The sequence below is a fragment of the Neisseria sp. P0024.S006 genome, from assembly GCF_051956595.1.
In the GTDB taxonomy this organism is placed as follows: domain Bacteria; phylum Pseudomonadota; class Gammaproteobacteria; order Burkholderiales; family Neisseriaceae; genus Neisseria.
The window spans coordinates 109,541-136,395 of sequence record NZ_JBQCXH010000005.1 but is presented as its reverse complement, the minus strand read 5'-3'; the positions used below and the strand labels follow the sequence as shown (position 1 = coordinate 136,395).

The window sequence follows — 26,855 nt, the reverse complement described above, 5'->3', positions numbered from 1 at the left end:
ATACGCCTCCCAACAAAACCAGTCAACACCTTTCGCAAAATTATTTTCGAAAATTTAATCACCACCCTGTTTTAACAGGGTTTTTATTTTTCTAAAAACACCTCAAATCTTCCCTATTCGCTTCCAAAATCCAACCTGATTCAATACTAAGGCCGTCTGAAATTTTGGTTTCAGACGGCCTTTTTGTATGGTTTCTATTTATCCTATACGATGCAGGATAATTTCTAAGACAAATTTACTGCCTATATAGGCAAAAATCAGACTGACAAATCCGACAATGGTCCAAACGGCGGCTTTTTTACCTCGCCATGCGGTCATGCTGTGTTTCAACAATAATGCGCCATAAATCAGCCACGACATAATACTGAAGATGGTTTTATGCGTGAAGGTCATGGGTTTGCCGAAAACGGCTTCTGCAAAAAACGTACCGCTGATAACGGAATAGGTCAATAAAATGAAACCTGCCCAAATACCTTGGAACATGAGTTTCTCCAAACTCAATAAAGGCGGCAAAAAGCTGACCAATGCGGAAAAACGGCGTTTGTGCAAATTACGGTTGATTAAAAGGATTAGGATGGCAAATAAGGTAACGATGCCAAATAGTCCGTATGCAAGCAATGATGATGCAATGTGCGACAGCGGCAATAAGTCTACGATTTGACGACCTGTGAAATCTCCCGGGAAAAGGAAACCCAGCAATAAGGTCAATGCGGCACAGGGATACAATAAGAGTTGCACACCGCGCAGACAATAAAAGAAGCTGCCCAAGCAGTACATCATCAGCATCAGCCAGACTATCAGGCTGAGCGAATAACCGAAACCGGTAATCAATACCCTATCCTGCAATACTGGAAACATCAATGCTGCGCCATGTACCAATAATGCGCCACTCAAAATCAGCAGCTCGGTTTTCAGCGGGTAAGATTTATTATTGTGCTTTTTATGTTGCAACCAGGAAAATGCGCCCAATCCGGCATACACCAGCATCAGGCAGATTAAGACAATCGGCATAAATATCTTTCTCAATAGATACTATGAACACTTGACGTACGGCCGGCAGGGTTTCAGACGGCCTTGGTGTCGTGTTTGTGTTCTTGAAGCATAACTTCGGACTATCGTGTAAAATAATCCGAATTTTATTTTAACAAAGAATGCCCTGTATTGGGCAGCTATTCTCATTATCAAGGATAAGTATGTTAGACAACCTGACCAACCGCTTCAGCAAGGTACTTAAAAATATTCGCGGCCAATCAACGCTGACCGAAGACAATATTAAAGAAGCCTTGCGCGAGGTTCGTCTTGCCCTGCTGGAAGCCGACGTTGCATTGCCCGTCGTTAAAGAATTCGTCAACACAGTCAAAGAACAGGCCCTTGGCCAAGAAGTCGTCGGCAGTCTGACGCCTGACCAAGCCTTTATTGGTGTGGTCAACCAAGCCTTAGTCGAATTGATGGGCAAGGAAAACAAAACGCTAGATTTATCGGTTTCACCGCCTGCCATCGTTTTAATGGCCGGTTTGCAGGGTGCCGGTAAGACAACAACCGTCGGCAAACTCGCTCGCCTGCTGAAAAACGATCAGAAGAAAAAAGTCTTGGTGGTATCTGCCGACGTTTACCGCCCTGCCGCGATTGAACAGCTGCGCCTGTTGGCCGAACAGGTCGGCGTGGACTTTTTCCCATCCGATACCAACCAAAAACCGGTTGAGATTGCAACTGCCGCCGTCGATTACGCCAAAAAACATTTTTACGATGTCTTGATGGTCGATACCGCCGGCCGTTTGGCAATCGATGAAGAGATGATGAACGAAATCAAAGCGCTTCATGCTGCGGTCAACCCGGTTGAAACTTTATTTGTTATCGATGCCATGTTGGGTCAGGATGCAGTAAACACTGCTCAGGCATTTAATGAAGCCCTGCCGCTGACAGGTGTCGTATTGACCAAGATGGACGGCGACTCGCGCGGCGGTGCGGCATTGTCCGTACGCCATGTGACCGGCAAACCGATTAAATTTATCGGCGTCGGCGAGAAAATCAACGGCCTCGAACCTTTCCACCCCGACCGTCTTGCCAGCCGCATCCTCGGCATGGGCGACGTATTGACCCTGATTGAAGACGTTCAAAAAGGTATTGATGAAGAAGCTGCCGCCAAAATGGCGAAAAAACTGCAAAAAGGCAAAGGCTTCGACCTCAATGACTTTAAAGAACAAATCCAGCAGATGCGCAATATGGGCGGCTTGGAAAACCTGATGTCGAAAATGCCGGGCGAACTGGGTCAAATATCGAAACAAATCCCCGAAGGCACGGCTGAAAAAGCGATGGGCAAAGTAGAAGCCATCATCAACTCGATGACCCCTAAAGAACGCGCCAACCCTGCCCTGCTCAAAGCCAGCCGCAAACGCCGTATTGCGATGGGTGCAGGTACGACCGTGCAGGAAGTGAACAAATTGCTCAAACAGTTTGAACAAATGCAACAAATGATGAAGATGTTCAGCGGCAACGGTTTAGGCAAACTGATGCGTTTGGCCAAAGGCATGAAGGGAATGAAAGGTATGCTCCCGGGTTTGTAAGCTAATTTGACAGAAAACGCCGTCTGAAAAGTTTCAGACGGCGTTTTTTTACTCTAGCAAGAATTACTGTTCACATAATAACTATGAAATCTATTCCTTTTAAGAATTTTCATAGCGTATCGTTGCCTCTTCCAGCATTTCCCATTGGCCACCACTACCATGGTAGGTTTCGGCACCAAGCCTGAAAACGGCATTGCAGTGCGTACATTGAAAATAATGCACCACGAAATCGTTCCAACCATATATGTCACGATTACCCTGAGAATCTGTATGGGTAATGTAACCGCTGTTAGCGATGGTTTTGGCAACATCAAGGCTGGGACCATAAACTTTGTCGTAGGCTGGAGTAATATCGATAAGCGTGCCGTCTGCTAAACGATCAGAGGCTCGCAGTAACATTTGCGATAATTCTTTCGGAACCCTGATACGAACGGTAGGTCGCAGGTCAGAACAGTAATCACACATGGCTTAGATCTTTCAGTAAAGTAAAGGAAAAAAGATAAGAGACGCGAGACCTTTACTCATTCAACCTTCAACTTATTGCGGCTTTTTCTGCTCTTCGCGTACTTTGTCCACCAACTGGTCAATTGTGGTCATGCCGGACTGCCAGTCTTTAAATTCAACTTGGTATTTGCCGCCGACGATCACAGTCGGTGTGCCGCTGATTTGGAATTTATTGGTCAACTCTTCCATTTGAGCCGCACGTGCTTGGCTTTCAGGCGCTTCAAATGCAGCCAATACTTTTTTGCCGTCAAACGCGGTTTGCTCGGACAGCCATTTTTTCAGGATATCGGTATCGGCCAAGTTGATTTTTTGGTTAACCATCGCATCGAAAATATGGCTGTTGGCTTTATCTGATTCACCGGCCATTTCCACTGCGGCAGCCAAACGTGCCAAAGGTTTCATTTCATCACCCCACACGACATGCTCCCGGCGCATATAGGTATCGTCTTTAAACGTTTTGATGTGTTCGCTCAAAACCGGCTCCAAATGGGCGCAATGCGGGCAGAAGTAGCCGAAGAATTCCAATACTTCGATTTTGCCGGCCTGCTGTTGCGGAATCGGGTTGGACAAGACGGTGTAATTGACACCTTCGGTCAATGCGGCAGGGGCTGCCGGAGCGGATGTGTTGCTTTGGGCGCTGTCTGCCGGAACGCTGGTTTCCGCCTGTTTGCCGCAAGCGGCCAATGCCAACAGGGTCAATGAAGTCAAGGCTAAGGTTTTCAGTTTCATAGGTATCTCTTTACATTCAAATCAATGGGCGGATTTTATGGCATTTTGTTGGAGGTGTGTTCGATTTGAGTGAAAAAATGTGTTTAGTTTTATTTCAACCTTTATAAAAGGCCGTCTGAAATATGGCTTAGACATAGCCTTATTTTCAGACGGCCTTTGCCTGGTTTCATCAGAAACGGTAATTTACCCGGGCGGTATAGCCGCGCGGATTACCCGGCATGGCGTCCGAACGCCAATATTTTTGATTGAGCAGATTGGCTGCGGCAAAGGTAACGTTGACGTTTTTATGGTTCCAGCCGAGCATGGCATCAACTCGGGCAAAGCCGGGAAGCGTGGTCACTTCTTTGTTTCTTGAGTCGTAGCCGTAGCGTTTGCCTGTACCGGTTACGCCGATTTCGCCGTAGAGGTTTTCGGTCGGCGTGTAACGGAAGAACAGGTTGCCGGTAACGTTGCTGGTATTGTCCAGATGGATGCCCACTCGGTCGGGATTTTCCTTGTCTTCAACCACTTTCGCCTGCATCACGCCCAACGATCCGCGCAGATAGAGTTTTTGGGGGATGATTTGTCCGATGGCGGACAGCTCCACGCCGCGCGAACGGTGTTTGCCGCCGACAGCCCAAGTGTAGGGATCATTTTGCGCGTCGGGACGGTAGCGGATATTGAAGCGTTCGATTTGGTAGGCGGACAATGTGGTGCTGAGGCGGTCGTCCAGCCAACTGCTTTTGACACCGGTTTCGTATTGGCGGGTGTACTCGGGGTCGGCGTTGAACACGGCAGCAGACGAAGTGTCGATGCTCAAATAGCCGCCGCGTCCGCCATAAGGTGCGAAGCCTTTGTTATACGAGGCGTAGAGCGTGTGGGCGGGCGTTACGTTCCACACTGCGCCGATGTTGGGGCTGAACGAGTGACCGCTGTATTGGCGGCTGCTGCCGGTGAGTTTGTTTTCGGAATTAAAGGCGTACTTATCGTAACGGCCGCCGAGGACGAATTTGAGGTCGGGCGTGGCGGAGAAGATATTTTGCACGAAGATGCCGTAGGAATCGGCTTTGTGGCGGTTTTGGGTGAGGACGGGTTGCAGCCTGCCCGAAGCCGGCCAGCTTGTGCGGTCGTAAGGGTCGATGGAGGCGGAGAAGGCGCGGCTGTAACCCAATGTCGGGTTGCGGTGTTCGCGGCTGTAGTCCATGCCTACGGTCAGGTGGTTTTCAAAACGCCCGATGTGGTAGTCGCCGTTGAGCGTAAAGTTGGATGACAGGGTTTTGTTGTCGGTCTGCTGCCAAGCGTAATTGCGTTTGATTAAGCTGCCGTTTTCGCTGCCTGCATAGAAATGGTCGAAATCCTGCGCCGCCGTGCGGTGGGCGAGCTGCCATTGGGCGCGCCATTTGTCGTTGAAGGCGTATTCAAGGTCGGAACGCCAGACTTGCAGCTTGTCTTTGACAAAATCGTTCGGGTGGGCAAAACCCATGCGGTAAGGCAGTCCGAAGCGATCGTACACGGACTTGGTCGGACTGCGGTCGGGCGTGCGCTCCACATTGTCGTAGGTGTATTGCCCCGTCCATTTCAAGCCGTTGTCGAGTTTGACGGTAATGCTGGGCGAAACCATGACGTTTTTGCTGTCTATGCCGCTGCGGAACGAATTGGCGCGCCCAACTTCGCCGGTGAGGCGGATGGCGACGTTTTTGTTCAGCACTTCGTTGATGTCCATATTTAGGCTGCGGTTTGCCCACGAGCCGTAAACCGCACCGATGTTGCGGCTTTGTTTGAAATTAGCGTATTTGCTGACCATATTGATGACGCCGCCGCCGTTGGTGCGGCCGTAAAGGACGGAAGACGGGCCTTTCAGGATTTCCACGCGCTCGATGTTGGCGGTGCTGCGGCGGACCTGTCCGCTTTCGCGCACGCCGTCGCGGTAAATATCGGAGGCATCGGCTTGAAAACCGCGCAGGAAAATGCTTTCGCCGCGCATATCGTAGGCAGCGTCAATACCGGCGTTGCCTTCGAGGATGGAACTCAAATCGTTCGTGCCGTAATTTTTGTTTTTCTGAATATTGAGCGTATCGACGGTTTGCGGCGTTTCTTTGATGAGCTGTCCGTTGCGGGTAACGGTGGCTTCGTCGTAGTTGATGTAGCCTTTGAGTACGCTGGTGTCGGACTGCCCGACCACGGAAACGGTCGGCAGCGTGGCGGTGTAATGTTCGCCATTATCCTGCGTATCTGCGGCGGCAACAGGGAAGGAAGCGATAATCAGCGTGGGTAATAAAGCCAAATGAAATGGTATTTGCATTTTTATACTCAATTTAACGAAACAACCAAATTATATTGCTTCGCAAAAGAAATGAGAATAGTTTCTTTTAATTATATTTAACATGATATTTGCAAACAAAGGCCGTCTGAAACACATATCGGTTTCAGACGGCCTTCGTTTATTAATATTAATAGATACTGCTACACTACTTACTCAACAGCATTTCCTGCATCAGCTTCATGCCCCATTGCCAGCCGCCGAGCGCGCCGTTTAACCGGCCGGAATGCGGCGATTGAAGCAGGCGCGCCTGCCAGCGGTCGGCCTGTTCTTGCGCCCAATCGCGTGGCGTGCCGTTTGCTTCGGCAATGACCAACGCCGTACGACAAGGGCAACGGACGCGTTGGAACGTATGGATTTCGTCTTCGGGAAAAGCCTCGGGACTCGGCGAGACCAAAATAATATTGGTCAGGCGTTTTTGCGTCAGGATGTCGGCTTGGTACAGCCATGCCAAAAATGCAGACACACCAACACCATGAGCCACGACGACAATATTTTTGCTGACAATATGCTCAAAGGCCGTCTGAATGGCGTGTTGCCATTCGGAAACGGTTTGCCGACTATCGGCTTCGGCAGTTTGAACAATCGGATAGCTGACCGCCCAGCGGTCTATCCACATTTCCGCTTCATCCGCATCGCGTATCAGAAACAAAGCCATTTCTTCGAGTTCGAAGCTCTGCATTTCAGACGGCCTATTTGAGCAAGTCATTGAGTGTAAATGCAATCAGCAATGCGGCAGGCACGCTGAGGATGGCACAAGTCGCCAGGCAAAGTATGATGTTGGCAATCAGCCGCCAGCCCTTCCAAGCAAAGCATTTGGCCGCAATCAGCAGGCAAGGTAGGGAAAACAGCAGCCACACCAACGCCCAAGTCGGATTGGCCTTGGTCGGCGCAACCCAGCCGGACATCCGCGCCAGCATGAATATTGCCCACACCAGCATAGGCAGCACAAATGCCGCCACAACCCAAACCGCACCTACGCCGGTTTTACTGTTTATATTCCAGTCGTACTTACCAAAAAACTTATTCGGCAACATAGTCATACTCCACAACTAAAGGGGCGTGATCCGAGAATTTTTCATCTTTATAAACATGTGCGGAAACGGCTTTGGCGGCCAACTCCGGCGTAACCATCTGATAATCGATGCGCCACCCGACATCTTTCGCATACGCTTGTCCGCGGTTACTCCACCAAGTATAGCCCGGCACATCGGGATAAAGTGTGCGCCACATATCCGTCCAACCGAGTTTGTGGATGACTTTGCCTATCCATTCGCGCTCTTCAGGCAGGAAGCCCGAATTTTTCTGATTGCCCTTCCAATTTTTCAAGTCGATGTTTTGGTGGGCAATATTCCAGTCGCCGCAGACGACGATGTCGCGTCCTTCGTTCTTCATGGCTTCAAGCATGGGATAGAACGCGTCCAAAAAGCGGTATTTCACTTGTTGGCGCTCTTCCGCGCTGCTGCCGCTGGGCAGATACAGCGAAATTACCGACAACTTGCCGAAATCGCAACGGACAAAACGGCCTTCCTTGTCAAATTCTTCAATGCCCATGCCGATTTGCACATTGTCGGGTTTGCGTTTGCTGTACACCGCCACGCCACTGTAACCGCGCTTTTCGGCGCAATGCCAGTAGCCGTGCATACCGTGCGGATTTTTCATATCGTCCGACAGATCGGCTTCTTGAGCTTTCAGCTCCTGCACGCAGACAATGTCCGCGCCCGATGCGGCGATGTATTCGTAAAAACCTTTTTTATAGGCGGAGCGGATGCCGTTGACGTTGGCAGAGATGATTTTCAACATAAGATTTGAGTGATATTTAAAAACGGATAATGGGATTGAAGTTTTCAGACGGCCTGCAAGTCATAAACAAACACTTTGGAATTGCGGCCGTTGGCATTGTATTCCTGCCGGCGTTCGGCAGGCAGGTCATCGGCCGAGGCCGTCTGAAAGCCCCGTTCGACAAACCATTCGCCCGTGTGCGTAGATAAGGCGAAGAGCGTTTTGATATTTAAGGCGCGCGCTTTTTGGAATAAATGTTCCAACAGCAATTCGCCGTAGCCGCCGTCACGCGCTTCGGGCGACACCACCAGGCAGGCCAATTCGCCGCAGTCCGGCTCGGCAAAGGTTTTCAACGCCACGCAGCCGTAAATGTTTTGATCGTGTTCCAATACGGAAAAACTGGAAATATGGTTTTCCAAATACTCGCGGCTGCGGTGTAACAAGATGCCTTGTTCCGCCAACGGACGGATTAAGGCGATGATGTGCGGAATGTCGTCGCTGCGTGCCTGACGGATGGAAACAAACGGCTCACGGGCAATAGAGGTACCGCTGCCCTCGCGGGTAAACAGCTCGCGCAACAGGCTGCCGTCTTCGCGGCCGTTGAGAATCTGCACCCGCGATACGCCGTTTTCCAGTGCGCACACTGCCGCATGGAGCAAATCAACCGGCGCATCGGGATTGCCGCGCACCAATTCCTGCACTTCGCCGACAGACAACGTATTGGCCAACGAGCCGTCGGCACGGCGGATACCGGCTTCTTCGGTCAAGAAAACCAGCTTCTCCGCCTGCAAAGCCATGGCCACTTCCTGCGCGGTTTCGCACATACTCAGATTGAAGGTTTTGCCGCTGTACGAATGCCCCAAAGGACTGATCAGCACCACCGCGCCGCTATCCAAGCGCAAACGGATCTCTTCCGCGTCAATTTTGCGGACGGTACCGGTATAGCCCATGTCCACGCCGTCGATAACGCCCAACGGACGGGCGGTAATAAAGTTGCCGCACGCAATAACCGGCGGCTTGCTCCGTTGCTGCGCAGATACGCTGCTGAACAAGGCGGCTTCCACATCGCTGCGGATAATTCCCGCCACCTGCTTCACTTCCATCAGGGTCGCTTCATCGGTAATCCGTCGGCTGCCGCTGTATTTCGGAACAAAATTCCGACCTGAAGCCAATTTGTCGAGCAAATGCCGTGAACCGTGCACCAAGACCAAACGCAAGCCCAAGCTGGCCAACAGGTTCAAATCTGCGGCCAAACGGATCAGGGTTTCGCCTTCCAACAGGCTGTCGGTCACGCCGACCACCATGGTTTTACCGCGCAAATATTGAATATAGGGCGCGGCTTCGCGAAAGCTGGCAACAAAATGGGCGATGTTACTCATAGCAGGGCAAGATAAAAGAGTTGCATAATCAAAACCGTCAGCGCAATCAACGATGCCAACGTCCAGTTGAAACCGTCCTTGCGCGTTTTGACCGCCGCCGGCCCTTCCGCTTTGGATTCTTCCTTGAGCGCGCTGTTGAGCAAATCGGAAATTTCTTTGCGCGAAAGTTTGGAATGCTTGAGGATTTGCGCGCCGATGTTATGCACGAGGCGCACATCCGTTACCGCCACAGGCAGATGAGCAGGATCGGCCGGCAGGTTGCCCGACAGATAATCCTTGGCCTTAAACATCCCCGAACAACGCGTGCAGACCACGAAACCCTGCGCCACGTTCAACTGGGCATCTTTCACCCAATGCGGCGTTTTACAATGAGGACAAGAACAAGCAGGCATGAGTATTTTCCGTAAGTGTATTGAATCAAAAATATATTTTAGCCAATGCTTCAGGCCGTCTGAAAACTGTTTCAGACGACCTGAGCATGATGTTATAGTTTAAACCGCGCCGTAACGTTCGCGATAGGCTTTGACCGGCTCGAAGAAGCCACCAAATTCGGCATTGTTTTGCAAGAGCGTGAACAAGTCGTTCAAGTTGGCAATCGAAACCACCGGCAGGCCGTATTGTTTTTCGACTTCCTGCACCGCCGACAATTCGCCTGTGCCTTTTTCCATACGGTCGAGCGCAATGGCCACTGCGGCAGGCGTTGCGCCTTCGGCCTCAATCAGTTTGACCGACTCGCGCACGGATGTACCGGCGGAAATCACATCATCGATAATCAGCACGCGGCCTTTCAAAGGCGCGCCCACCAACACACCGCCCTCGCCGTGGTCTTTGGCTTCTTTGCGGTTGTAGGCAAACGGTACGTTTACGCCTTTTTCCGCCAACATCATCGCTGTTGCCGCCGCCAAAATAATGCCTTTATAGGCTGGGCCGAACAGCATATCGAACTTCACGCCGCTGGCAATAATGGCCTCGGCGTAAAACTTCGCCAGCTGCAAAGTCGATGCGCCGTCATTGAACAAACCGGCATTGAAAAAATAAGGCGACTGACGGCCAGCCTTGGTTGTAAATTCGCCAAATTTCAACACGTTTTGTGCCAAAGCGAATTTGAGGAAGTCTTGACGGAAATCGGACATTTGGGTTCTCCCGAAAGATGTTGATTTATCAAAGAAACGATTATAAAGGATTCATGCGGAAAAATCAGGCCGTCTGAAAGCAGGTTCAACCCCGCTTTTAACCAACTTGCCCTATTCTCTTTCAAACCGACAAGGCGGCATTACCGTCTTATCCCGGTAATCAAAACGGATTATTCCCGATGATAAGGATGGTTGTGCAAAATCGAAACGGCACGATAAAGCTGCTCGGTCAGCAAAACGCGCACCATGCCATGCGGCAGGGTCAGGCTGGAAAGGCGCATCATCATGTTTGCCTGCTGTTTCAAACGGTCGGTCATGCCGTCTGCGCCGCCGATAATAAAGCAGACGTGTTCGCCGTTTTGCTGCCAGCTTTTCAAATGTTGCGCCAATTCGACCGAAGTCGGCGCTTTGCCGCGTTCATCCAATACCACCAAAAACGCGCCCTGCGGGATGGCTTCCAGCAGGCGTTTTTCTTCAGCCGCCATGCCCTGAGCCGCATTCACACCCGCGCCGCGTTTTTCCGGCTTGATTTCTTTCAGCGCATAATTGACATCGCGCCCGAAGCGTTTGGCGTACTCGCCGACGGCTTCATCGACCCAACGCGGCATTTTCGTGCCGACAGCCAAGACGGTGATATTCATGGGGTATCCTTTGTTATCGAATTGTCGGCTGGGCATTAGTCAAGCAAGTTCTCAACCTTTTCAAACCATGAGCCAATGCCTACGCAACCGACTGAAAATAAAAGGCCGTCTGAAAGCCGAATGTATCCCGTTCGGCTGTTTCAGACGGCCTTTCAATGATTAGCAGTGAACCAGCGTACCTTCGTTTTCGCCGGTTACCACGCGTTTGAGCGAGCCTTCTTTAGCAATGCCGAATACCACGATATTGAGTTTGCGTTCGCGGCAGAGGGCGAAGGCGGTGGCATCCATCACTTTGAGGTTTTTCAACAAGGCTTCGTCAAAAGTAATGGTTTCATAGCGTGTTGCAGATGGGTCTTTTTTCGGGTCTGCGGTGTACACACCGTCAACATTGGTGGCTTTGAGCATCACGTCGCAGTTCATTTCCGCACCGCGCAATGCGGCGGCAGTGTCGGTCGTGAAGAACGGATTACCGGTACCGGCGGCAAAAATCACAACTTTGCCTTCTTCCAAATATTGAATGGCTTTAGGACGGGCGTAAGTTTCAGCGATTTGCTGCATAGACAGTGCGGATTGTACGCGCGCTTTGATGCCCAAGGTTTCAAATGCGTCTTTGAGTGCCAAGGCGTTCATCACGGTTGCCATCATGCCCATGTAGTCGGCAGTGGCGCGGTCCATGCTGCCTGCTTGAGCAGATACGCCGCGGAAAATGTTACCGCCGCCGACAACGATACCGACTTGCACGCCCATTCTCACGATTTCGGCAATTTCGCCGACAGTTTGAACGATGGTATCGTGATTGATGCCGAATGGATCAGAGCCCATCAGGGATTCGCCGGAGAGTTTCAGTAATACGCGTTTGTATTTGATTTGCTGTGTCATGGGATACCTTGCTTTCTTGAATGTCGTCGGTCGGGGGTCGGGCCGTCTGAATTTTCAAACGGTCGGAATATTAATGATAGAGTGTGTCGGTTTATTATTGTTTTGGTTTTCAGACGGCCTGAATATTCGGCCGTCTGAAATTAGGTACCGTAAACGGTTTTCTCAAAAAAAAGCACCCTGATTCGTTTGGAATCTAGGTGCTTTCTTTTTCATAAGTGCCTTACACTTTAGCAGCGGCAGCAACTTCGGCCGCGTAGTCAACAACGGCTTTCTCGATACCGTCGCCTACTTTGTAGCGTACGAAGCTGATCACTTCAGTGCCGTTTTCTTTAGCGAATTGGGCAACAGTTTGGTCAGGGTTCATCACGAATGCTTGGCCGTTCAGAGTGATTTCAGCCAAGAATTTGCGGATACGGCCTTCAACCATTTTAGCGGCGATTTCGGCAGGTTTGCCGGAAGCAATGGCTTGCTCGGTGTAGATGTGGCGTTCTTTTTCAACGGTTTCGGCATCCACTTCGGCTTCGGATACGCATTGAGGTTTGGCGGCAACGATGTGCATACCGATTTTGCGTGCTACGTCTTCAGAGCCTTTGTACTCAACCAATACGCCTTCGGTAGCCAAAGCACCGTGGATGTAGGCAACCAGTTGGTTGGCAGTGTCGATCACTTGGAAGCGGCGAACAGACATGTTTTCGCCCAATTTAGCGATAATGGCTTTACGTTCTGCTTCAACCAATTCGCTCAGTTCTTCAACGGTAGCCGGTTTTTTCTCGGCAGCAGTTTTCGCAACGAAGTTGGCAAATTCTACGAAGCCGGCGTCTTTAGCAACGAAGTCGGTTTCGCAGTTTACTTCAACCAATGCACCGACATTGCCATTGATCGCGTAAGCCAATACGCCTTCGGCAGCAGTACGGCCGGCCAGTTTACCGGCTTTCGCACCGGATTTAATACGCAGGATTTCTTCGGCTTTGTCGAAGTTGCCTTCGGCTTCAACCAAGGCTTTTTTGCATTCCATCATGCCCAAGCCGGTAGCGGCGCGCAGGTCGGCAACCATTTTTGCAGTAATTTCTGCCATTTTGAATCTCCTAGATTTTTGGGAACACGGCCATTGCCGTGTTTGGAAATAGTGGCCGTCTGAAACGGATTTCAGAACGGGATTTGAGAAAAGGGGCATAACGCCCCTCTTCCGTGTACCGAATTACTCGGCAGCAGCTTCTTGGGCAGCGGCTACAGTTTCTTGCAGCGCTTGATTTTTGCCTTCCAAAACTGCGTCGGCGATGCCGCGGCAGTACAGGCGGATGGCTTTGGCGGAGTCATCGTTACCAGGGATAACGTATTTCACGCCGTCAGGGCTGTTGTTGGTATCGACTACGGCGATAACAGGGATGCCCAGTTTTTCAGCCTCAACCAGAGTACCTTTTTGGTAGCCGGTATCGATAACGAAAATCGCGTCAGGCAGGCCTTTCATGTTTTTGATACCGCCCAAAGAACGTTCCAGTTTTTCAACGTCGCGTTGCATTTCCAGAATTTCTTTTTTGTTGAAACCGCCTTCAGCAGCGTTTTCCAGGGCAGCAGTTTTTTCTTCCAGGCGTTTGATGGATTGCTTAACGGTTTTGTAGTTGGTCAGCATACCGCCCAACCAACGGTGATCAACGAAAGGCATACCGGCACGGGTAGCTTCTTCGCGGATGATGTCGCGGGCTTGGCGTTTGGTACCTACGAACAATACTGTACCTTTGTTGGCAACCAGACGGCGTACGGCTTCTTGTGCCTCTTGGAACATCGGCAGGGTTTTTTCCAAGTTTACGATATGGATTTTGTTGCGCGCACCGAAAATGTATTGAGCCATTTTCGGGTTCCAGAAACGGGTTTGGTGACCGAAGTGAACACCGGCTTCAATCATCTGACGCATAGTAATTTGAGACATGTTATTTCCTTGAAAGGGTTAAAGAGCACACATTCAATCGCATAGAACTTGATAGGCGGCGCCTATTGTCAAGCACCCTTCGGCGAAAGTGGGCATAAGTTTTAAAAAAATAAAAGCGTGTTTCCGAAATGGAAAACTGACGGATTATAGCGGATAAGAGGCCGTCTGAAAAGGGATTTTATACCTTCCCGTCCTGTTTTTCATCCGCCTGTACCGCCTTTTGGCGGGCCGCTTCAAACTCCGCCTGCTCCTGCCGTTTCATCAGGCGGTTGCGGCGGCGGATGGTCACAACAAAGACCGTGAACACAGTGGGCAACACTGCCCAAAAAACCAAATAAATCAACGCGCGCGCAATACTCGGCTGCGCGGCGGAAAACATCACGGCAACAAAAAGATAGCCGATGGCGACAATATGCCACATCGTGTGCGTCCTGTTTGAATGTTAACAAAATCGTTATAATCGCAACATTCTACCGCAATCCCGAAAGGCCGTCTGAAAATGAGGAATCCCGAAAAATCGGCACTACGCAAACAGTTCCGCCGCGCACGCGCCCAAATGAGCGCCGACGAGCGGAACGCCGCCACCGAAACCATCAACCGCCTGCTCAAGTCCTACATCAAAAAAGGACGGAAAATCGGCGTGTATTGGCCGATGGGCAAGGAATTGCGATTGGACGGCTTTGTCCGTGCCGCACAAAAACGCGGCGCAAAACTCTACCTGCCCTATATCGAACCGCACACGCGGCGGATGTGGTTCACCCCCTACCCTGCCGACGGCGCCAAACAAGAACGCAAACGCGGCCGCGCCAAATTGCATGTCCCCCAATTCACCGGCAAAAAAATCCGCGTCCACCAACTCAGCCTATTGCTGGTCCCCATCGTCGGCATCGACAAACGCGGCTACCGCCTCGGACAGGCCGGCGGCTATTACGACGCCACCCTCTCCGCCATGAAATACCGCCTGCAAACCCAAACCCTGGGCGTAGGCTTCGGCTGCCAACTGACCGACACCCTGCCGACCGAACCCCACGACCTGCCGCTGGACGGGTTTGTATCGGAGTCGGGCGTGCTGATGTTCAAACATCATTAATCAATAGCTTTCAGAAGACCTCAGAGATGCCGTCCGTTAAGACACTATAAAAGGTCGTCTGAAAACTCAAACTATCAAATACAAAGGAAACCTCCATGACTGATTTCTCATCCACTCCCGTTTTATCCTTCGACCGCGTCCGTCTCGAACCTTTAACAACGGCACACGAAGCCGGTTTGCGCGAAGCAGTTTGCGACGGCGAAGTTTGGAAGCTGAACGTAACCACCGCGCCCGAACCCCACCAAGTAGCTGACTATATCCGCACCGCCATACAAACCCGCCTCGCCTTTGCCGTCATCGACGAAGACACGGGAAAAATTGTCGGCTCAACTTCGCTTTACCACATCGACCCCGCCATCCCACGCCTCTACATCGGTTTCACATGGTATGCCCTGTCGGCACAGCGCACGCACATCAATACCGCCTGCAAAATCATGTTGCTCGACTACGTTTTCGACACTTTAAACTGCCGTTGCGTCTGCTGGCAGACCGACAACCTCAATACCGCCTCCCAACGCGCCATCGAACGCTTGGGTGCACACCAAGACGGCATCTTGCGCTGCCACAAGCTGCGGAAAGACGGCAGCGTGCGCGATACGGTTGAATACAGCCTGCTACGTGAGGAATGGCCGCAGGCAAGGGTAAAACTGCTCGAAAAAGCGGCAGCTTATGACGCGTCCTGAAAAAACGTTTTCTTCTTCATTTTTTCATCAGAACACGCCCATCTTGCTGACAATCCGAACTCTTTAAAAAATTAATGAAATAAGGTACAACACCGTTAATCCCCTGATAAATAAAGGCCGTCTGAAAGTTTCAGACGGCCTTTGCCTTTATTCGGATTAAACCTTACTTGGCATCTTTAAACCCACGTTTCAAATGCACCATCAGCAATGCGACGGCAGCAGGCGTTACGCCGGAGATGCGGCTGGCTTGGCCGACGGTTTCGGGTTTGTGCTGGTTGAGCTTTTGCTGCACTTCTGCCGACAAGCCTTTGACTTTGCTGTAATCAATATTTTCGGGCAGCTTTAAGGTTTCGATGTCGCGGCGGCTGTCGATTTCTTCGTTTTGGCGGTCGATATAGCCTTGGTATTTGACTTGGATTTCGACTTGTTCGACTACGCTGTCGGCAAGTGCGGTTTCAGGTTGTGCGTCGGGCAGGGTCATCAGCGCGGCGTAGTCGAGGTTCGGGCGGCGCAGGAGGTCATGCAGGTTGGCTTCGCGGCTGAGTTTTTGGCCGAATACGCGCAGCTGCTCTTCTTCGGCAAGTTTTTGCGGTGTGTACCACGTGGTTTTCAAACGTTGGATTTCGCGTTCGATGGCTTCGCGTTTTTCGTTGAACATGCGCCATTGTTCTTCACCCACTAAGCCGATTTTGTAGCCGTCTTCGGTCAGGCGCATGTCGGCGTTGTCTTCCCTGAGTTGCAGGCGGTATTCGGCGCGGCTGGTGAACATGCGGTAAGGCTCGTTCACGCCTTTGGTGATGAGGTCGTCCACCAATACGCCGAGATAGGCTTGTTCGCGGCGCAGCAGGAGCGGGTCTTGTCCGCGGACGTATTGCACGGCATTCGCGCCTGCGAGCAGACCTTGCGCGGCGGCTTCTTCGTAGCCGGTTGTGCCGTTGATTTGTCCGGCGAAGAAGAGGCCTTGGATGGTTTTGGTTTCGAGGCTGGCTTTGAGGTTGCGCGGGTCGAAGTAGTCGTATTCGATGGCGTAGCCGGGGCGCAGGATATGGGCGTTTTCGAGGCCTTTCATGCTGCGCACGAGCGCGATTTGGATGTCGAACGGCAGGCTGGTGGAGATACCGTTTGGATAGTATTCGTGTGTGGTCAGGCCTTCGGGTTCGAGGAAAATCTGGTGGCTGTCTTTGTCGGCGAAGCGGTTGATTTTGTCTTCGATAGACGGGCAATAACGCGGGCCGACACCTTCGATTTTGCCGGTAAACATCGGACTGCGGTCGAAGCCTGAGCGGATGATGTCGTGGGTTTGCGTGTTGGTATGCGTAATCCAGCAGGACACTTGGCGCGGGTGCATATCGGCGCTGCCGCGTACGGACATTACGGGAACGGGTGTGTCGCCGGGCTGTTCGGTCAGTTGGGAGAAGTCAATCGTGCGCCCGTCGATACGCGGCGGCGTACCGGTTTTCAGACGGCCTTGCGGCAGGTTCAATTCGCGCAAACGGCCGCCCAAGGATTTGGCGGCGGGGTCGCCGGCGCGGCCGCCTTCGTAGTTTTCCAAACCGATGTGGATTTTGCCGGACAAAAACGTGCCCGCGGTCAGCACGACGGCGCGTGCTTTAAACTCCACGCCCATCGCGGTGACCACGCCGCTGATGCGTTCGCCGTCGAGTGTTACGTCTTCGACGGCTTGTTGGAAAAGCTCCAGATTTTCTTGGTTTTCCAGCATTTCGCGGATGGCGGCTTTGTACAGGATGCGGTCGGCCTGCGCGCGTGTGGCTCGCACTGCCGCGCCTTTGCTGGCATTCAATCGGCGGAACTGGATACCGGATTTGTCGGTGGCCAACGCCATCGCGCCGCCCAATGCGTCGAGTTCGCGCACAAGATGGCCTTTGCCGATACCGCCGATGGAAGGGTTGCACGACATTTGGCCGAGGGTTTCGATGTTGTGTGAAAGCAGCAGGGTTTGCGCACCCATGCGTGCGGCGGCAAGTGCGGCTTCGGTACCGGCATGGCCGCCGCCGACGACAATCACGTCGTAGGTTTTGGGGTAAATCATGTAAGTCATTTTTATGTGTTCTGTAAAGGTTTCAGACGGCCTTTTGTTGATCAGGCCGTCTGAAAAGTGGAATCAAATCTTAAAAAACCAAGCTTAGAAGGTATAGCCTGTTTCCAATTCATCATCGCCGACCAATTCGACCAGCAATGCATAAAGCGGCGCCAAATCATTGTAACGGCGGGATACGCGGCGCAAATAGTTCAAGAAGCGCGGGATTTCAGGACGGTATTTGTCTTTGCCGTCGCGGTAGTACAGGCGGGCAAAAATACCGGCCACTTTCAAATGGCGTTGTACACCCATCCATTCAAACCAGCGGTAGAACTCGTCAAACTCGGCAGGCACGGGCAACTCGGCAGCGCGTGCTTTTTCCCAGTAACGGATGACCAAGTCCAATACAAATTCTTCTTCCCATTCGATAAACGCATCGCGCAGCAGCGACACCAAATCATAGGAAATCGGGCCGTAAAGCGCGTCTTGGAAGTCCAACACGCCCGGGCGGCCTTTTGCCAGCATCAGGTTGCGGACGATAAAGTCGCGGTGGACATACACTTTGGGCTGCGCCAACAGGGGCGGCAGCAGCGTATCGACGGTTTGCTGCCACAACTGGCGTTGTTTGAAGGTCAGCTCGCGGCCCAATTCTTTGGCCACAAACCATTCGGGGAACAAGTTAATCTCACGCAGCATGACTTCGCGGTCGTATTCCGGCAGTTTGCCGGGTTGGCTGGCTTTTTGCAGCTCGATCAGTTCGTCGATGGCTTCGAGCAGCAGGGCTTTGTGGGCGGTTTCACTGTTTTCCTGATTCATGGCAGTCAGGAATGTGGTGTTGCCCAAATCGTTCAACACCATAAAGCCCAACGCTTCATCCACATGAAGCACTTGCGGCACATTGACCATATTAAACAGTTTTTGCACTTTCAAATAAGGCGCAACACTCATCTTCTCAGGAGGCGCGTCCATACAGATGACAGTCTGGCCGTCTGAAAACGTCGCGCGGAAATAGCGGCGGAAGTCGGCATCGGCTGCCGCAAAGCTCAATTCGAACGGCTGGTTCGGGTAAACAGACTCCAGCCAGTTTTGTAATTCGGTTTGTCGTTGCATAGCGGTATCGCAGAATTTCAGGTTACAATAACCGCTATTCTAACTGGCAAACCGATTTAAGGGGCGATTTTGGCTCGTTTATTTTCACTCAAACCCTTGGTACTCGCCTTAATTATGGGCTTTGGCGCAACAGCCGTGCGCGCGGAAGATGCTTCTGTTCCGCAGGCGGAAGACTATACCCCTGCCCACACCGCCGAATCCAAACCGGCAAAAACCGGCCAAAGCGAAGCCGATCCGCTTTCCTTGGGCAGCACTTGCCTGTTTTGCGACCACGAAGATGCCAAGCCGGCCGAAACCGCCGAAATCAAACGCAGCGGCGAGCCAGCCCTGCCTGCCGATTACACCCGCGTCAACGCCGATAAAATAGAAGGTCAGACCCAAGTCGGCGTCCGTGCCGAAGGCGACGTCATTGTCGAGCGCAATGCCGATGTTCTCAACGCCGATTGGGCGCAATACGACCAAGCCACCGATACCGTTACCGCCGGCGACCGCTTTACCCTGTATCAAAACGGTTCGACCGTATCCGGCGACCAATTGGTTTACAACCTCAAAAACCAAACCGGTTCCGGCACCGCCGTGCGCCTCAATACTGAACAAGGCGGCCGCCGCCTTCAAAGTGTCAGCGAAAAAGCCGAACTCAAAGGCAAAGGCCTCTACAAACTCATCAATACCAAATTCAACACCTGTTCGCCCGGCGACGCCAGCTGGTATATCCAAGCGCAAAGCATCGAAGCCGATGAATCGACAGGCATCGGTGTGGCCAAACACGCTTCGCTCGTATTCGGCGGCGTCCCCGTCCTCTACACGCCTTGGGCGGACTTCCCCATCAATGGCAACCGCAAAAGCGGCCTGCTCGTTCCGACCATTGCCACCGGTTCAGACGGCCTTGAGCTGAGCCTGCCCTACTACTTCAACCTTGCGCCGAATTTGGATGCCACCATCCGCCCGGGCATCATCAGCAAACGCGGTGTGCAACTGGGCGGCCAAGTGCGTTATCTGCAGCCGAATTACAGCGGCGAAGTCGATGGCGACTGGATGCCGAACGACCAAAAAAGCGTCCACAACAACCGCTACCAGTTCAAATGGAAACACCAGCAGCAGCTGAACAGCAAAATCAGCGGCGGCATCAACTACAACCAAGTTTCCGACGACGATTACTACCGCGACTTCTACGGCCGCGAAGACATCGCGCGCAACGTCAACCTCGACCGTCAGGCATGGCTCAATTACAGCGACAAACTGTTGGGCGGCAGCTTCGACGGCTCGTTGCGCGTACAAAAATACCAAACGCTGGCCAACCAAGACGGCTATAAAGACGAACCTTATGCCATCATGCCCCGTCTGACCGGCCGTTGGCAAAGCCATCTCGGCAAGGCTCAACTCAACGTGTTCGGCCAATTCACCCGTTTTGACCACGATACCAAGCAAGACGGCAGCCGCGTGGTGCTCTACCCGAGCGTCAAATGGGACTTCCACAACCAATGGGGCTACATCCGACCTAAAGTTGGCGTACATGCCACTTATTACAGCCTCAACAGCTTCAATGGTCAAAGCGGCCGCAATGTCAGCCGCGTCCTGCCGATCATCAACGTCGACAGCGGCCTGACTTTCGAGCGCAGGGCCCGTCTATTCGGCGGAGAATACCTGCAAACACTTGAACCGCGCCTGTTTTACAACTACATTCCGACCAAGTCCCAAAACGACCTGCCCAATTTCGACAGCTCCGAAAACAGCTTTACCTATTCGCAGCTGTTCCGCGAAAACCTGTATTCCGGCAACGACCGCATCAATTCTGCCAACAGCCTGACGCTGGCCACACAAAGCCGCATCCTCAACCCCAATACCGGTGCGGAACTCTTCCGTGCAGGTATCGGCCAGAAGTTTTATTTCAAAAAAGACAACGTCCTGCCTGACGGCAACGTCAGCAATTATCCGCGCAGCCAATCCGACTGGGTAGCCTTTGCACACGGCAACATTACCCCGAGCATCCGCATCGACTTGGACATCCACTACAACCAAAACCAAAGCCGTGCCGAAAGCTACGCTGCAGGGATTACCTACAACCCCGAACCGGGCAAAGTCTTAAGCGCGCGCTACAAATACGGACGCAACGAGCGCATCTATCTGCAAGCCAACGGCGACTATTTCTATGACAAACTCAGCCAAGTCGACCTTGCCGCCCAATGGCCGTTGAGCAAAAACCTATACGCCGTCGCCCGTTACAACTACGAAATCGAAGCCAAAAAACCGCTGGAAATGCTCATCGGTGCAGAATACAAAAGCAACTGCGGCTGCTGGAGCGCAAGCTTGGTCGGCCAACGCTATGTTACCGGCGAAAACAGCCACAAAAACGCCGTATTCTTCAACCTCCAACTCAAAGACTTAAGCAATATCGGCAACAACCCATTCGAAAAACTCCGCTTAGCCATCCCCGGTTACAGCAAAACCAACGAGGTAGTCAAACAATGAACTTCAAACCCCTGATTCTCGTCGCCGCACTCACTCTCGCAGTAGGCGCACACGCCGCCCCTAAAGCCAAAGCAGGCAAAGCGCGCGCAGCCAAAGCCCCTGCCGTCAGCGCCACCACCATGCCTGCCGTACAAAGCGGCGTACATCTTTCAGACGGCATTGCCGCGGTTGTCGACAACGAAGTCATTACCCACCGCCAAGTAGAACAAGCCGTAGCACAAGCGCGTCAAACCATGCCGAAAGGCACGCAAATGGACGCCAACGAGCTGCGCCAACAGGTTTTGGCACAAATGATCAACCAATCCCTGATCCTCCAAGCCGGCAAACGCCGCAACATCCAAGCGACCGATAGCGAAATCGAAGCCGTCATCGCGCACAACCCCAACATCAAAAATCCGTCTGCCGCCGTCCGTCAAGACATCGCCGACAGCATTATTGTTGAAAAAGTGCGCCAACAGGCCATCATGCAAAACAGCCGCGTGAGCGACTCCGAAGTGGCACGCTACATCGAGCAGGCCAAACAACAAGGCATCACCCTGCCCGAAGCCGACCCCGTGCGCCAATATCATGCCCAACACATCCTCATTAAAGCCGACAACGACAATGCCGCCGTCGGCGCAGAAAGCACCATCCGCAAAATCTACTCACAAGCCCGCAGCGGCGCAGATTTCGGCGGTTTGGCACGCCAATACTCGCAAGACAGCAGCGCCGGCAACGGCGGCGACTTGGGCTGGTTTGCCGACGGCATGATGGTTGCCCCATTTGAAGAAGCCGTCCACAAACTCAAACCCGGCCAAATCAGCGCCCCTGTCCGCACCCAATTCGGCTGGCACATCATCAAGCTGAACGACGTCCGCGAAGCAGGTACGCCTGAAGAGCGCCAACAAAACGCCGTCCGCCAATACCTGTCCCAACAAAAAGCGCAACAGGCGACCACCAACCTCCTGCGCGAACTGCACAGTAGCTCCTACGTTGACGTACGCTAATCACGCGTATTGTTAAAAAGGCAGAAATCCGTACAATAAGGCCGTCTGAAATCCATTGTTCAGACGGCCTTTTTTCCTTAAGTAACCCATTGATTAAAGCACCCCATCATGCCCATCCGCCCCAACTGGCAAGCCGCCACCCTGCTGCAAGCCGAAGAAACCGCCCTTACTTCCGCCCATACCGGCCGCACCTACCGCATTCAAGCCGCGGCACTCGGTGAGCGTCCGGCAGGCGGCTATCCCGTGCTGTATATTCTTGACGGAGATGCCTTTTTCCCCGCCATCCTCAATATGGCGCAATCCCTGCTCATCAACCCCATCACCAAAAGCCATGCCGCCTGTCTGATTGTCGGTATCGGCTACACCGGCGGCACCATCCGCGACTTAAACCAACGCGCCCTCGACTACACGCCACCGCTGCCCGACAACGCGCCCGAATCCGAACGCAAACAATACGGCCAAGCCGACCGCTTCAGCCGCTTTATCGATGACGAACTCTCCGCCCTGCTCAACAGCAAATACCGCATCGATACCCAAAACCAAGCCATCTTCGGCCATTCGTTCGGCGCACTGTACGGCCTCTATTCCCTGTTCACCCGTCCCGAACGATTCCGCCATTATTTGCTGGTTTCGCCGTCTATCTGGTGGCAAGACCGCCGCGTACTTGATTGGCTGCCCGACACATTGCCGCAAGGAATCGGCATCCGCCTCGGCGCAGGCGAGCATGAAGGCAGAAACAACCGTCCCGACCAAACCAGCCGCGGCATGGTCGCACAAGCTAAAATCCTTGCCGGCACTTTGCACCACCTCGGCGCAGATGTCCGCTTTACCCTCTACCCCAACGCCAATCACGGCAACGCCCCGTTTTACGCCCTGACCGACTGCATCGAATATTTGCGCAGCGCATGGCAGCGTTGAAGCAGGTTTGCCAAACATCGAGGCCGTCTGAAACGCAAACTTAGAAGCGTATTGAACCTATTGGATCAATCTAAAATCCAATTATAAAAAGGCCGAGACCTTTGCAATAACATAGGTTGAGACCTTTGCAAAGGCCTCGGGGCATGAAAAAGGGAGAGGCTACCTGAAAAATAGATTTTCAGGTAGCCTCAAACTGGTTTGGCATGCATCCGAAACGGAAAATTTGAGCGGTTACATACCTTGGGTTGGTGGCAGTGTTATTTCAACTTGGCTGCCAATTTGTCGAATTTTTGTTTGATGTCGGCCTTGAAGGCTTCCACTTTCCCTTGGCGTTCGGCTTTGCGTTCGGCTTTGCGCTGTTTTTTCCACGCTTCGTGTGCCTGACGTGCCACTTCTTTCTCCGCTTCTATTGCTGCCAATACCTCCTCTTGGGCAACGGCTGCATCTTGCCGGAGAATAACGGTTTTGAAACGGTGGAAGAAAGCATCCAATATAGCTTCGTTGAGTTCTTGCGCCAAAATAATGATTGCAGTACTGCCGTTATCCAGTTTTTTGGCTGCATTTTCCAGCAACGCCCCCTCTCCCAATGTTTGGGCAGTGCCTACATCACTGCCGATGAGTGCGCCAGTAGCTCCACCCAACAGAACACCGATAGGACCGCCGAGGATGCCGACCAGTGAACCAATGAGGCCGCCCGTCCATGCGCTTTCGGCCGTATTGGCGGTAAAGTCGGTGCTTTCTGCTGGGATAATCAGACCATTTTCCTTTTTAATCAAAACGGCTTGTGCCACCAAAGCATCTGTTGTCTGCGAGTAAGCTTTCAATTCAGAAAAGGCTTGATAAGCTTCGCTGGAGATGTCGAATAAGGCAACGATGATATTTTGTTTCATAAGTCCACTCCCGTAGATTGAAAGATTTAAGAACATACTAGTTGTATGCAGTGTCATTGTAAATTACAAGGGGGGGGGGGGAGCAATGCGGCAAACAGAACTTTACCTATGTAAAGCCTGTAGAACCGGCAAACGGATAACGAACAATACCCAGTTTTGCCTGTAGGAAATCGTCGCATCGTTCACACCACAGGTTGAGAAAAATAAGCCTGCAAGACCTCAAGCGTCGTCTGAAATCCGTTTCCACTCCAACGCTAAATCATACAGCGCCTTTTTATTCTCGCCGGTAATCTTGGCGGCAAGCTCGGCAGCTTGTTTGGTCGGCAACTCGGCCGCAAGGATTTTCATGGTATTTTGCGCCGCCTCGGGCAAATCGCTGTGTTTCTCTTTCACCGAAGGGTGCAACACCAGCACCATCTCGCCGCGCGTTTGGTTGCTGTCGTTTTTGAGGGCGGCTTGGATTTCGGCAACCGTGCCGCTGAGGAAGGTTTCAAACGTTTTGGTGATTTCGCGCGCCAGAGTCAACCGGCGTTCGGGGAACTGCGCGGCCATATCCGCAAGGCTTGCTTCGATGCGGTGCGGCGTTTCAAACATCACAATCGGAAAATCGGCTTCCGCCCATTTGGCCAGCAACTTTTGGCGTTCGCCGGCCTTAGGCGGCAGGAAACCGTTGAAGTAAAAATCGGATTCCGTCACCCCGGCCACGCTCAGCGCCCCCATGACCGCGCTTGCACCGACCACAGGCACCACTTTAAATCCGGCTTCGCGCACGCGGGCGGCAAGTTTCGCACCGGGATCGCAAACCGCAGGCGTACCCGCATCCGAAACTTGGGCAACGCTCAGGCCGTCTGAAAGATAGGCGATGATTTTGTCGGCCATTTGCTGCTCGTTGTGTTCGCGCACGCTCACGAGCTTGCCCTGAATGCCGTACGCACTCAAAAGCTGGGCGGTAACACGGGTATCCTCGGCGCAGATTATGTCGGCCTTTTGCAGAACGGCCAGCGCGCGCAGCGTTATGTCGGCTAAATTGCCGATGGGTGTGGCGACAACGTATAATGTCTGTTTTTCGATGCTGTCGACGGCTTTTTGCAGGTGTTTTGTGTACATAGATTCAAGGCCGTCTGAAACGGTGTCTCTTTAAAAACAATAATTATATAACAGGTAAACTTTTCATGCGCTTAAACCACAAACAGGGGGCGGCGGCCGAAGATGCAGCACTGGCGTTCCTGCTGGGCAAAGGCTGCTCGCTGCTGGCACGGAACTGGCATTGCGCCTACGGCGAAATCGATTTAATCGTCAAAAACGGCGGTACGATTGTGTTTGTTGAAGTAAAATACCGCAAAAACCGAGGTTTCGGTGGTGCAGCATACAGCATCTCGCCGTCCAAATTATTGAAATTGCAACGAAGTGTAGAGTATTATCTGCAAAAGCACGGGTTAAACCATGCGCCCTGCCGCCTGGACGCGGTACTGATCGAGGGCGACGGCCCGCCCAAATGGATTCAAAATATTACAGGTTAACCTCATGACAACATTACAAGAACGCGTTTCCGCACATTTTGCCGAGAGCATCCGCGCCAAGCAGGAAGCCGAAAAAGTACTGGTTGAGCCGACTGTACAGGCTGCCGAGCTGATGCTGCAATGCCTGATGAACGACGGCAAAATTTTAGCCTGCGGCAACGGCGGTTCGGCTGCCGACGCGCAACACTTCGCCGCCGAAATGACCGGCCGTTTTGAAAAAGAACGCATGGAATTGGCCGCTGTCGCGCTGACAACGGACACTTCCGCCCTGACCGCCATCGGCAACGACTACGGTTTCGACCATGTGTTCAGCAAACAAGTGCGCGCGCTCGGACGTGCCGGCGACGTATTGGTTGGCATCTCCACCTCCGGTAATTCCGCCAACGTCATCGAAGCCATCAAAGCGGCACACGAACGCGATATGCACGTCATCGCCATGACCGGCCGCGACGGCGGAAAAATCGCCGCCATGCTCAAAGATACCGACGTTTTACTCAACGTCCCTTATCCGCGCACTGCCCGCATTCAGGAAAACCATATTCTGCTGATTCACGCCATGTGCGACTGCATCGACTCCGCCCTGCTTGAAGGCATGTAACCCTTTCTTTTCAGACGGCCCATCCCTTAAAGGCCGTCTGAACACCCACCCGTCCATACCCAAGGAAAAGGATATGAAGAATATCAAACGCTACGCCCTCCCCGTTCTGACAGCGACCCTCTTGAGCCTGAGTCTGAGCGGCTGCGTCGGCGCACTGATCGGCGGTGCTGCCGTCGGCACCAAATCCGCCGTCGACCGCCGCACCACAGGCGCGCAAACCGACGACAACGTTATGGCCCTGCGCGTCGAAACCACCGCACGCTCCTACCTGCGCCAAAACAACCAAGTCGAAGGCTACAAGCCCAAACTGAACGTTGTCGGCTACAACCGCCACCTGCTCCTGCTCGGCCAAGTGGCAACCGAAGGCGAAAAACAATTTGTTGAACGCATCGCCCGTTCCGAACAAGCCGCAGAAGGCGTGTACAACTACATTACCGTCGCCTCGCAAGCGCGTTCGCTTGGCGACGTGACCAACGACACCTGGGGCACATCCAAAGTCCGCGCCGCCCTGTTGGGCCTCAGCCCGGCTACCCAGGCGCGTGTCAAAATCGTAACTTACGGCAACGTGACCTACGTCATGGGCATCCTCACGCCCGACGAACAAGCCCGCGTGACCCAAAAAGTCAGCACGACCGTCGGCGTACAAAAAGTCGTTACCCTCTATCAAAACTACGTTGCCAACTGATTCACAGGCAACCCGGGGCCGTCTGAACATT

28 protein-coding genes are annotated in these 26,855 nt (G+C 52.6%); 9 read left to right on the top strand and 19 right to left on the bottom strand.

Annotated features, from left to right (window positions below; genetic code table 11):
• Positions 1–198: 198 nt before the first annotated feature.
• A complete protein-coding gene (locus ACTHUF_RS10225; protein ID WP_003749434.1) occupies positions 199–1,011 on the bottom strand; it encodes a cytochrome C assembly family protein in 813 nt (270 codons plus the stop codon).
• A 182-nt stretch (positions 1,012–1,193) separates the two neighbouring features.
• On the opposite strand from ACTHUF_RS10225, the gene ffh reads away from it, so the two are divergent.
• The gene (ffh, locus tag ACTHUF_RS10220; RefSeq protein ID WP_315095032.1) at positions 1,194–2,564 is read left to right on the top strand and encodes a signal recognition particle protein; all 1,371 of its coding nucleotides are present in this window, start codon (positions 1,194–1,196) and stop codon (positions 2,562–2,564) included.
• Positions 2,565–2,663: 99 nt separating this feature from the next.
• Here ffh and ACTHUF_RS10215 read toward each other — a convergent pair whose 3' ends face one another.
• From ACTHUF_RS10215 to ACTHUF_RS10150, 14 genes are all read right to left on the bottom strand, one after another.
• On the bottom strand, positions 2,664–2,963 hold the full coding sequence (locus ACTHUF_RS10215; protein ID WP_004520276.1) for a hypothetical protein: 300 nt from the start codon (positions 2,961–2,963) through the stop codon (positions 2,664–2,666).
• A gap of 138 nt (positions 2,964–3,101) precedes the next feature.
• Complete coding sequence (locus tag ACTHUF_RS10210; RefSeq protein WP_440407588.1) at positions 3,102–3,797, bottom strand: thiol:disulfide interchange protein DsbA/DsbL; 696 nt, start codon at positions 3,795–3,797, stop codon at positions 3,102–3,104.
• Between the two features lie 169 nt (positions 3,798–3,966).
• On the bottom strand, positions 3,967–6,078 hold the full coding sequence (locus tag ACTHUF_RS10205; protein ID WP_440407587.1) for a TonB-dependent receptor: 2,112 nt from the start codon (positions 6,076–6,078) through the stop codon (positions 3,967–3,969).
• 166 nt (positions 6,079–6,244) lie between these two features.
• Complete coding sequence (locus tag ACTHUF_RS10200) at positions 6,245–6,778, bottom strand: alpha/beta hydrolase (protein WP_440407585.1); 534 nt, start codon at positions 6,776–6,778, stop codon at positions 6,245–6,247.
• A gap of 10 nt (positions 6,779–6,788) precedes the next feature.
• Positions 6,789–7,133, bottom strand: coding sequence for a hypothetical protein (locus tag ACTHUF_RS10195; RefSeq protein ID WP_315095023.1), 345 nt, complete (start codon positions 7,131–7,133; stop codon positions 6,789–6,791).
• Positions 7,120–7,899 carry an exodeoxyribonuclease III gene (locus tag ACTHUF_RS10190; protein WP_049322320.1) on the bottom strand — a complete coding sequence of 260 codons (780 nt, stop codon included), beginning with the start codon at positions 7,897–7,899 and terminating at the stop codon, positions 7,120–7,122. Before ACTHUF_RS10190 ends, ACTHUF_RS10195 begins: the two co-directional genes overlap by 14 nt.
• Before the next feature lie 44 nt (positions 7,900–7,943).
• Positions 7,944–9,257 carry an amino-acid N-acetyltransferase gene (gene argA / locus ACTHUF_RS10185; RefSeq protein ID WP_315095020.1) on the bottom strand — a complete coding sequence of 438 codons (1,314 nt, stop codon included), beginning with the start codon at positions 9,255–9,257 and terminating at the stop codon, positions 7,944–7,946.
• Positions 9,254–9,649 (bottom strand): MJ0042-type zinc finger domain-containing protein, encoded by a 396-nt coding sequence (locus ACTHUF_RS10180; RefSeq protein WP_296116017.1) that lies wholly within the window; start codon positions 9,647–9,649, stop codon positions 9,254–9,256. Before ACTHUF_RS10180 ends, argA begins: the two co-directional genes overlap by 4 nt.
• A 99-nt stretch (positions 9,650–9,748) precedes the next feature.
• Positions 9,749–10,390: an orotate phosphoribosyltransferase gene (gene pyrE / locus ACTHUF_RS10175; RefSeq protein WP_003682682.1), complete on the bottom strand. Its 642-nt coding sequence runs from the start codon at positions 10,388–10,390 to the stop codon at positions 9,749–9,751.
• Positions 10,391–10,560: 170 nt separating this feature from the next.
• Positions 10,561–11,031, bottom strand: a complete 471-nt coding sequence (gene rlmH / locus ACTHUF_RS10170; RefSeq protein ID WP_036493712.1) for a 23S rRNA (pseudouridine(1915)-N(3))-methyltransferase RlmH — start codon at positions 11,029–11,031, stop codon at positions 10,561–10,563.
• Between the two features lie 159 nt (positions 11,032–11,190).
• Positions 11,191–11,910 (bottom strand): UMP kinase, encoded by a 720-nt coding sequence (pyrH, locus tag ACTHUF_RS10165; protein ID WP_003708812.1) that lies wholly within the window; start codon positions 11,908–11,910, stop codon positions 11,191–11,193.
• A gap of 220 nt (positions 11,911–12,130) precedes the next feature.
• Positions 12,131–12,985, bottom strand: coding sequence for a translation elongation factor Ts (tsf, locus tag ACTHUF_RS10160; protein ID WP_440407581.1), 855 nt, complete (start codon positions 12,983–12,985; stop codon positions 12,131–12,133).
• 123 nt (positions 12,986–13,108) lie between these two features.
• Positions 13,109–13,837, bottom strand: coding sequence for a 30S ribosomal protein S2 (gene rpsB / locus ACTHUF_RS10155; protein WP_002258397.1), 729 nt, complete (start codon positions 13,835–13,837; stop codon positions 13,109–13,111).
• 178 nt (positions 13,838–14,015) lie between these two features.
• Entirely contained in the window at positions 14,016–14,258 is a 243-nt protein-coding gene (locus tag ACTHUF_RS10150; RefSeq protein ID WP_063076190.1) for a hypothetical protein, read from the bottom strand.
• A 78-nt stretch (positions 14,259–14,336) separates the two neighbouring features.
• Between ACTHUF_RS10150 and ACTHUF_RS10145 the strand changes: the two genes are divergently transcribed.
• Entirely contained in the window at positions 14,337–14,927 is a 591-nt protein-coding gene (locus ACTHUF_RS10145) for a 5-formyltetrahydrofolate cyclo-ligase (RefSeq protein ID WP_440407579.1), read from the top strand.
• Between the two features lie 95 nt (positions 14,928–15,022).
• The gene (locus ACTHUF_RS10140; RefSeq protein WP_049336865.1) at positions 15,023–15,610 is read left to right on the top strand and encodes a GNAT family N-acetyltransferase; all 588 of its coding nucleotides are present in this window, start codon (positions 15,023–15,025) and stop codon (positions 15,608–15,610) included.
• A 163-nt stretch (positions 15,611–15,773) separates the two neighbouring features.
• On the opposite strand, the gene mnmG is transcribed toward ACTHUF_RS10140, so the two are convergent.
• Positions 15,774–17,669 (bottom strand): tRNA uridine-5-carboxymethylaminomethyl(34) synthesis enzyme MnmG, encoded by a 1,896-nt coding sequence (mnmG, locus tag ACTHUF_RS10135; RefSeq protein WP_440407577.1) that lies wholly within the window; start codon positions 17,667–17,669, stop codon positions 15,774–15,776.
• 84 nt (positions 17,670–17,753) lie between these two features.
• Positions 17,754–18,758, bottom strand: coding sequence for an N-acetylmuramate/N-acetylglucosamine kinase AmgK (gene amgK / locus ACTHUF_RS10130; RefSeq protein WP_003749406.1), 1,005 nt, complete (start codon positions 18,756–18,758; stop codon positions 17,754–17,756).
• Between the two features lie 69 nt (positions 18,759–18,827).
• On the opposite strand from amgK, the gene ACTHUF_RS10125 reads away from it, so the two are divergent.
• The 3 genes from ACTHUF_RS10125 to ACTHUF_RS10115 all read left to right on the top strand — a co-directional run bounded on the left by ACTHUF_RS10125 (position 18,828) and on the right by ACTHUF_RS10115 (position 23,131).
• Entirely contained in the window at positions 18,828–21,227 is a 2,400-nt protein-coding gene (locus ACTHUF_RS10125) for an LPS-assembly protein LptD (RefSeq protein ID WP_349291118.1), read from the top strand.
• Positions 21,224–22,213, top strand: a complete 990-nt coding sequence (locus ACTHUF_RS10120) for a peptidylprolyl isomerase (RefSeq protein WP_250615162.1) — start codon at positions 21,224–21,226, stop codon at positions 22,211–22,213. The genes ACTHUF_RS10125 and ACTHUF_RS10120 overlap by 4 nt, the downstream gene beginning before the upstream one ends.
• Before the next feature lie 108 nt (positions 22,214–22,321).
• A complete protein-coding gene (locus ACTHUF_RS10115) occupies positions 22,322–23,131 on the top strand; it encodes an alpha/beta hydrolase (RefSeq protein ID WP_440407574.1) in 810 nt (269 codons plus the stop codon).
• A gap of 257 nt (positions 23,132–23,388) precedes the next feature.
• Here ACTHUF_RS10115 and ACTHUF_RS10110 read toward each other — a convergent pair whose 3' ends face one another.
• Both ACTHUF_RS10110 and rsmI read right to left on the bottom strand, forming a co-directional pair.
• Positions 23,389–24,021, bottom strand: a complete 633-nt coding sequence (locus ACTHUF_RS10110; protein ID WP_049343748.1) for a DUF1269 domain-containing protein — start codon at positions 24,019–24,021, stop codon at positions 23,389–23,391.
• 219 nt (positions 24,022–24,240) lie between these two features.
• Positions 24,241–25,128: a 16S rRNA (cytidine(1402)-2'-O)-methyltransferase gene (rsmI, locus tag ACTHUF_RS10105; protein ID WP_440407572.1), complete on the bottom strand. Its 888-nt coding sequence runs from the start codon at positions 25,126–25,128 to the stop codon at positions 24,241–24,243.
• Between the two features lie 65 nt (positions 25,129–25,193).
• Here rsmI and ACTHUF_RS10100 point away from each other — a divergent pair, with 65 nt between their 5' ends.
• From ACTHUF_RS10100 to ACTHUF_RS10090, 3 genes are all read left to right on the top strand, one after another.
• Complete coding sequence (locus ACTHUF_RS10100) at positions 25,194–25,541, top strand: YraN family protein (protein ID WP_342685741.1); 348 nt, start codon at positions 25,194–25,196, stop codon at positions 25,539–25,541.
• A gap of 4 nt (positions 25,542–25,545) precedes the next feature.
• Positions 25,546–26,139 (top strand): phosphoheptose isomerase, encoded by a 594-nt coding sequence (locus tag ACTHUF_RS10095; protein WP_308904870.1) that lies wholly within the window; start codon positions 25,546–25,548, stop codon positions 26,137–26,139.
• 73 nt (positions 26,140–26,212) lie between these two features.
• A complete protein-coding gene (locus ACTHUF_RS10090) occupies positions 26,213–26,824 on the top strand; it encodes a BON domain-containing protein (RefSeq protein ID WP_036493677.1) in 612 nt (203 codons plus the stop codon).
• Positions 26,825–26,855 lie beyond the last annotated feature (31 nt).

What these genes read in the sequence shown, in the direction of transcription:
- ACTHUF_RS10225 (WP_003749434.1), bottom strand. Translation starts at nt 1,011, where the DNA reads ATGCCGATTGTCTTAATCTGCCTGATGCTGGTGTATGCCGGATTGGGC.
- ffh (WP_315095032.1), top strand. Translation starts at nt 1,194, where the DNA reads ATGTTAGACAACCTGACCAACCGCTTCAGCAAGGTACTTAAAAATATT.
- ACTHUF_RS10215 (WP_004520276.1), bottom strand. Translation starts at nt 2,963, where the DNA reads ATGTTACTGCGAGCCTCTGATCGTTTAGCAGACGGCACGCTTATCGAT.
- ACTHUF_RS10210 (WP_440407588.1), bottom strand. Translation starts at nt 3,797, where the DNA reads ATGAAACTGAAAACCTTAGCCTTGACTTCATTGACCCTGTTGGCATTG.
- ACTHUF_RS10205 (WP_440407587.1), bottom strand. Translation starts at nt 6,078, where the DNA reads ATGCAAATACCATTTCATTTGGCTTTATTACCCACGCTGATTATCGCT.
- ACTHUF_RS10200 (WP_440407585.1), bottom strand. Translation starts at nt 6,778, where the DNA reads ATGCAGAGCTTCGAACTCGAAGAAATGGCTTTGTTTCTGATACGCGAT.
- ACTHUF_RS10195 (WP_315095023.1), bottom strand. Translation starts at nt 7,133, where the DNA reads ATGTTGCCGAATAAGTTTTTTGGTAAGTACGACTGGAATATAAACAGT.
- ACTHUF_RS10190 (WP_049322320.1), bottom strand. Translation starts at nt 7,899, where the DNA reads ATGTTGAAAATCATCTCTGCCAACGTCAACGGCATCCGCTCCGCCTAT.
- argA (WP_315095020.1), bottom strand. Translation starts at nt 9,257, where the DNA reads ATGAGTAACATCGCCCATTTTGTTGCCAGCTTTCGCGAAGCCGCGCCC.
- ACTHUF_RS10180 (WP_296116017.1), bottom strand. Translation starts at nt 9,649, where the DNA reads ATGCCTGCTTGTTCTTGTCCTCATTGTAAAACGCCGCATTGGGTGAAA.
- pyrE (WP_003682682.1), bottom strand. Translation starts at nt 10,390, where the DNA reads ATGTCCGATTTCCGTCAAGACTTCCTCAAATTCGCTTTGGCACAAAAC.
- rlmH (WP_036493712.1), bottom strand. Translation starts at nt 11,031, where the DNA reads ATGAATATCACCGTCTTGGCTGTCGGCACGAAAATGCCGCGTTGGGTC.
- pyrH (WP_003708812.1), bottom strand. Translation starts at nt 11,910, where the DNA reads ATGACACAGCAAATCAAATACAAACGCGTATTACTGAAACTCTCCGGC.
- tsf (WP_440407581.1), bottom strand. Translation starts at nt 12,985, where the DNA reads ATGGCAGAAATTACTGCAAAAATGGTTGCCGACCTGCGCGCCGCTACC.
- rpsB (WP_002258397.1), bottom strand. Translation starts at nt 13,837, where the DNA reads ATGTCTCAAATTACTATGCGTCAGATGATTGAAGCCGGTGTTCACTTC.
- ACTHUF_RS10150 (WP_063076190.1), bottom strand. Translation starts at nt 14,258, where the DNA reads ATGTGGCATATTGTCGCCATCGGCTATCTTTTTGTTGCCGTGATGTTT.
- ACTHUF_RS10145 (WP_440407579.1), top strand. Translation starts at nt 14,337, where the DNA reads ATGAGGAATCCCGAAAAATCGGCACTACGCAAACAGTTCCGCCGCGCA.
- ACTHUF_RS10140 (WP_049336865.1), top strand. Translation starts at nt 15,023, where the DNA reads ATGACTGATTTCTCATCCACTCCCGTTTTATCCTTCGACCGCGTCCGT.
- mnmG (WP_440407577.1), bottom strand. Translation starts at nt 17,669, where the DNA reads ATGACTTACATGATTTACCCCAAAACCTACGACGTGATTGTCGTCGGC.
- amgK (WP_003749406.1), bottom strand. Translation starts at nt 18,758, where the DNA reads ATGCAACGACAAACCGAATTACAAAACTGGCTGGAGTCTGTTTACCCG.
- ACTHUF_RS10120 (WP_250615162.1), top strand. Translation starts at nt 21,224, where the DNA reads ATGAACTTCAAACCCCTGATTCTCGTCGCCGCACTCACTCTCGCAGTA.
- ACTHUF_RS10115 (WP_440407574.1), top strand. Translation starts at nt 22,322, where the DNA reads ATGCCCATCCGCCCCAACTGGCAAGCCGCCACCCTGCTGCAAGCCGAA.
- ACTHUF_RS10110 (WP_049343748.1), bottom strand. Translation starts at nt 24,021, where the DNA reads ATGAAACAAAATATCATCGTTGCCTTATTCGACATCTCCAGCGAAGCT.
- rsmI (WP_440407572.1), bottom strand. Translation starts at nt 25,128, where the DNA reads ATGTACACAAAACACCTGCAAAAAGCCGTCGACAGCATCGAAAAACAG.
- ACTHUF_RS10100 (WP_342685741.1), top strand. Translation starts at nt 25,194, where the DNA reads ATGCGCTTAAACCACAAACAGGGGGCGGCGGCCGAAGATGCAGCACTG.
- ACTHUF_RS10095 (WP_308904870.1), top strand. Translation starts at nt 25,546, where the DNA reads ATGACAACATTACAAGAACGCGTTTCCGCACATTTTGCCGAGAGCATC.
- ACTHUF_RS10090 (WP_036493677.1), top strand. Translation starts at nt 26,213, where the DNA reads ATGAAGAATATCAAACGCTACGCCCTCCCCGTTCTGACAGCGACCCTC.